The sequence below is a fragment of the Methylomonas rivi genome (genome assembly GCF_024505165.1).
GTDB classification, from domain to species: domain Bacteria; phylum Pseudomonadota; class Gammaproteobacteria; order Methylococcales; family Methylomonadaceae; genus Methylomonas; species Methylomonas rivi.
The window spans coordinates 1-670 of record NZ_JANIBK010000300.1 but is presented as its reverse complement, the minus strand read 5'-3'; the positions used below and the strand labels follow the sequence as shown (position 1 = coordinate 670).

The 670-nt window shown below is 57.6% G+C and carries 1 protein-coding gene; it reads left to right on the top strand.

Going from position 1 to position 670, the window contains the following annotated elements:
- Positions 1 to 578, top strand: a 578-nt coding sequence (locus tag NP596_RS21280; RefSeq protein ID WP_256617384.1) for a group II intron maturase-specific domain-containing protein, incomplete at its 5' end; no start/stop codon positions are given.
- Between the last annotated feature and the right edge of the window lie 92 nt (positions 579 to 670).

Below are 670 nucleotides of genomic sequence, written 5' to 3'. Positions count from 1 at the left end.
CCGATGACGTCGTGATCTTCGTCGGTAGCGAACGCAGCGGCGAACGGATACTGGAAAGCCTGACAGCCTGGATAGCCAAGCGCCTAAAACTGCGGGTCAACGTCAACAAAAGTGGCGTTGGCCGGCCGTGGGATGGAAAATTCCTGGGGTTTAGGATCACCAGTGACGGGCGCATTGGGCCTGCACAAGCGAGTCTGAATAAGCTGAAAGCGCAAGTGCGCCGCCATTGGGATGCACAAACCAGCGTAAAGCTGGAAGAACGCGTTCTAAACTGGCAGCGTTACATTCGAGGCTGGTGGAACTACTTCAGCATCTGCCAGCTTTGGCGGACGGTCAAGGCGTTGGAAAGCTGGATGCGTCGGCACATGCGCAAATACTTCTGGCAGCGCTGGCACAACCGGCGAGGCCGGCTAAATGCCTTGAAGCGCCTGAAGGCCAAACCGTATCACCTAAAACAGGCGAGCGGTTCGGTAGGGGCATGGCGAAATGCCTATAGCCCGATGCTGCAAACCGTGCTGAACAATGCCAGACTCAGGCGTTGGGGACTATGGGTGCCATCAGATTTTGCGACGCTATAAGAAGTCGCCGGGTTCAACCGCCGGATGCGGAAAACCGCATGTCCGGTGGTGTGGGAGAGGTGACGGGTGCAATCCCGTCACCCCGACCCGAT